This window comes from Streptomyces sp. NPDC048434 (assembly GCF_043200375.1).
Classification (GTDB): domain Bacteria; phylum Actinomycetota; class Actinomycetes; order Streptomycetales; family Streptomycetaceae; genus Streptomyces.
Genome location: NZ_JBICXQ010000075.1, coordinates 1 through 4,385 on the forward strand (window position 1 = coordinate 1; position 4,385 = coordinate 4,385).

The 4,385-nt window shown below is 69.6% G+C and carries 2 protein-coding genes; both read right to left on the bottom strand.

Features of this window, described 5'->3' with window-relative positions; all coding sequences use genetic code 11:
* Window positions 1-1,623: type I polyketide synthase (locus tag ACGFWI_RS38775; protein WP_393910768.1), on the bottom strand; the 1,623-nt coding region annotated here is incomplete at its 3' end.
* On the bottom strand, window positions 1,623-4,385 hold a 2,763-nt coding region (locus tag ACGFWI_RS38780), incomplete at its 5' end, for an SDR family NAD(P)-dependent oxidoreductase (RefSeq protein ID WP_393910769.1). The genes ACGFWI_RS38780 and ACGFWI_RS38775, both read right to left, overlap by 1 nt.

Genomic DNA, 4,385 nt, shown 5'->3' on the forward strand with positions numbered 1-4,385 from the left:
CGCCACATCCCTGGCCGCGACCTCCGGACGCGCCGTCACGAACTCCGCCAACCGACCCGCCTGCGCAGCCACCGCCGCACCGGACCGCGCCGACAACACCCACGCCACCGGACCCGCAGACTCCAGCCCCAACTCCGAGGCAGACTCCACCCCATCCAAAACAGGGGCGTCCAAAGCAGACGCATCCTGGGCAGGAGCATCCAGGGCCTGTCCGTCGTCGGCAGACCCGTCCAGGGCAGGGGCGTTCAGGGCGGGCTCTTCAAGGATGAGGTGCACATTGGTGCCGCTGATCCCGAACGCCGACACACCAGCCCGCCGCGGACCGGAACCCGCCGGCCACTCCCGAGGCGCGGTCAGCAGCTCCACCGCCCCGGCCGACCAGTCCACATGCGAGGACGGAGCATCCACGTGCAGCGTCTGAGGCAGCATCCCGTGCCGCATCGCCTGCACCATCTTGATCACACCAGCCACACCGGCAGCCGCCTGCGTGTGACCGACGTTCGACTTCACCGACCCCAACAGCAACGGCCGACCCTCCGGCCGGTCCTGACCATAGGTCGCCAGCAGCGCCTGCGCCTCAACCGGGTCACCCAGCGACGTACCGGTGCCATGCGCCTCCACCACATCGACATCACCCGGCTCCAACCTTGCGCTCGCCAACGCAGCCCGGATCACCCGCTGCTGCGACGGACCATTCGGCGCCGACAGACCATTACTCGCCCCGTCCTGGTTGACCGCACTACCCGCCACAACCGCCAACACCCGGTGCCCACGAGCACGGGCATCCGACAACCGCTCCAGAACCAGCATCCCGACGCCCTCGCCCCACCCGGTGCCGTCAGCGGCATCCGCGAACGGCTTGCACCGGCCATCGCCAGCCAACCCCCGCTGCCGCGCGAACTCCACGTACGCACCCGGGGTGGCCATCACCGTGACGCCACCAGCCAGCGCGATCCCGCACTCCCCAGAGCGCAGTGCCTGCGCGGCAAGATGAATCGCCGTCAGCGAGGACGAACACGCCGTGTCCACCGATACCGCGGGGCCCTGCAGCCCCAGGGAATACGCCACGCGTCCCGACGCCACACTCGCCGCGGTCCCGGTCATCACATAACCGTCGGCACCGTCCTGCTCCCCAACCTGGTAGCCCGACGCGGTGATTCCGGCGTAGACGCCGGTGTCGGTGCCCCGCAGCGAACCCGGGGCAATGCCCGCGTCCTCCAGTGCCTCCCAGCACGTCTCCAGCAACAACCGCTGCTGGGGATCCATCCCCAACGCCTCACGCGGACTGATCCCGAAGAACTCCGCATCAAAATCACCAGCACCATCCAGGAACCCACCCACCCGGGCAAAGGCAGCGCCCTCAGCACCGGAATCGGAGCCGTCCAAGCTCTCCAAGTCCCAGTCCCGGTTCGCCGGGAACCCCGAGATCGCGTCGGTCCCTCCGGCGATCAACCGCCAGAAACCCTCCGGGTCCTCGACCCCGCCCGGGAACCGGCAACCCATGCCCACGATCGCCACCGGCTCATGCTCACGTGCTTCCATGTGCCTGAGGCGCTTGCGCATCTGGACGAGTTCAGCCGACGTCTTCTTCAGGTAGTCGAAGAGCTTTTCCTGGTTTTCCATTAAAGGGCTTCCTCATCGATTCGTCGATCAAAGTCATCCGATTCCGACCCATGCAATCGGAATTCTTTGTCAAGGAAATCAAATACTTCATCAGGAGTCGCTGAATCAAACGCTATGGAAGCGTCGTCAGACTCGTCTACCGACTGGACCTCGCCCTGCGCATCCATCCATTTGGACAGCATTCCGCGCAGGATTCTCGTGATTCCGTCGGGCACCTCGCAGCTTGCCGCCAGGTTCAGGAGACGGGATTCGAGCTGGTTGAGCTCGGCGATCATCGGCGCCATCCCCGTCTCGCCGTCGGCGACTATTCCCGGCCGCAGGTATCCGGCGACCGCGGCCGGTGTCGGGTAGTCGAAGACCAGGGTGGCGGGAAGGCTGAGGCCGGTCTCGGCCGAGAGTCGGTTGCGGAGCTCCAGCGCGGTCAGGGAGTCGATACCCATGTCCCGGAAGGCCCGCTGGGGATCAACGTCCCCAGGGCCGGCATGACCCAGAACGACGGCGACGGCAGACCGAACGATCTGCAGGATTTCCTGCTCACGCTCAGCGGGACTGAGCACAGCCAACCGGGCCGCCAAGCCGGCCGCAGCCGCGGCCACCGCTGCGGTCGGGCGTGCGGAGACACCGGCGACCAGGCCGCGCAGCAACGGAGGCAACGGCCCCCCGGCACGCGACAGCGCGGCCAAGTCCAGTCGGGCCGGGACCGCCAACGGCGTACCCAACGCGGTGGCAGCCTCGAACAGCGCCAGGCCCTGCCCGGTCGTCATCGGCTGGATACCGCCGCGACGCAGGCGAGACAGACCGGTGCCATTGAGATGCCCGGTCATCTCCGAGGTCTGAGCCCACAGTCCCCACGCCAGCGACTGACCAGCCAGCTGCCGATCGCGGCGGTAGGCGGCCAGCGCATCCAGGAACGCGTTGGCGGCGGAATAGCTTCCCTGCCCCGGGCTCCCCAGCATGGCAGCTGCCGAGGAGTACAGCACGAACCCGGCCAGACCCGTGCCCTCGGTCAACTCGTGCAGATTCCAAGCGGCATCAGCCTTGGCCGCCAGCACCGTCGCCATCCGCTCAGGCGTCAGCGACTCCACCGTCACGTCGTCGATCACGCCGGCGGCGTGCACCACTGCGGTCAGCGGCCGCTCAGCCGCGATCTTGGCCAGCACCGGGGCGAGGGCGTCGCGGTCGGCGGCGTCGCCGGCCTGCACCCGCACCTCCGCACCCGACCGTGCCAACTCCGCGACCAGACGGGCAACCCCCGGCGCGGCCGGGCCACGCCGCGACAGCAACACCAGGTGCCGCATCCCACGGTCGTCCACCAGGTGCCGGGCCAACTCCCCGCCCAGCGTCCCGGTACCACCCGTGACCAGCACGGTGCCCTGCCGGTCCCACTCGGCGGGCACGGCCCCAGGCTCCTCCGTCCAGGCCCGGACCAGCCGCCGACCGAACGCCACCACACTCCCGCCACTGGTACCGGCAGAGTTGGTAGCAGGGCGCACGCAGATATCGGGCTCGTCGGCATCCAGCGCCACGGCCAGGACAGTGTCCACGTCGGCGTCGTGGGTGGGGTCCAGGCCGGCTGACGGGTCAACATCGACCAGCAGCAGACGACCAGGATGCTCAGACTGCGCCGAGCGGACCAGGCCCGCCACCGCCGCGCCGGCCAAGTCCTGCCCACCAGCCACACCCTGGGTCCAGATCACCAACCGCGAACCGTCGGTCTCGGGATCGGCCAGCCACTGCTGCACCCAACCCAACACCGTCGCGGCAGCCAGCTGGGCCGCCTGCGGCGCCGAAGCTCCTGGGGCGGCAGTCGGCACTGCCGCAACAACCACCGGAGGCACCTCAGAGCTGACCGACTCGCCATGCCGAACCCACTGCACTACGGCGGCGTCAGAGTCCTGCGGCACCGGCAGCGGGACCCAGTCCACCGTGAACAGCGACTGCCGCACCTGCCGGGCCGACCCAGCGAACTGACCAGCCGGAATCTCCCGCAACGCCAACGACCGCGCCTGCAACACCGGCTGACCAACACCATCGAACGCCGTGACCGAGACCCCACCCGACCCGGGAGCCAAGACCACTCGCAGGTGGCGGGCACCGCCCGCCAGCAGCCGCACCCCCGACCACGCGAACGGCAGCCCCGTCCCACCACCGTTGCCGCTGCCGTTGCTGTTGCTGTTTCCGGCGGCCAGGAGACCGTGCAGAGCGGCGTCGAGCAGGGCAGGGTGCAGGCCGAACCCGGCAACGTCCGCTTCGACAGCCTGGGGCAGCTCGACCTCGGCGTAGACGGTGTCCCCGGCACGCCACACCTGACGCAGCCCCCGGAACGCCGGCCCGTACCCATAGCCGCGCTGGGCAAGCCTCTCGTAGGCGTCGTCAACCGGGACCGACTCCGCACCGGCCGGAGGCCAGGCACCCAGCGGGGCGGGGGCAGGCTCGCTGCCGACCGGGGCCAGCACGCCGACCGCGTGCCGAACCCACTCGCCCTCCCCCTCGCGCGACGAGACGGTGACCGTTCGCCGACCACTGTCGCCGTCGCTGTCGCCAACGTGGATCTGCAGCTGTACGCCACCGGAGCCGGGAAGGACCAGCGGCTCCTGGAGCGTCAACTCCTCCAGCATGCCGCACCCGGCCAGGTCCCCGGCGTGGACCGCCAGGTCCACGAACGCGGTGCCGGGCAGCAGGACCGTGCCGTGGACCGCGTGATCGGCCAGCCACGGCATCGCGGCCAGCGACAGACGACCCGTCAACACCAGCCCGTCACC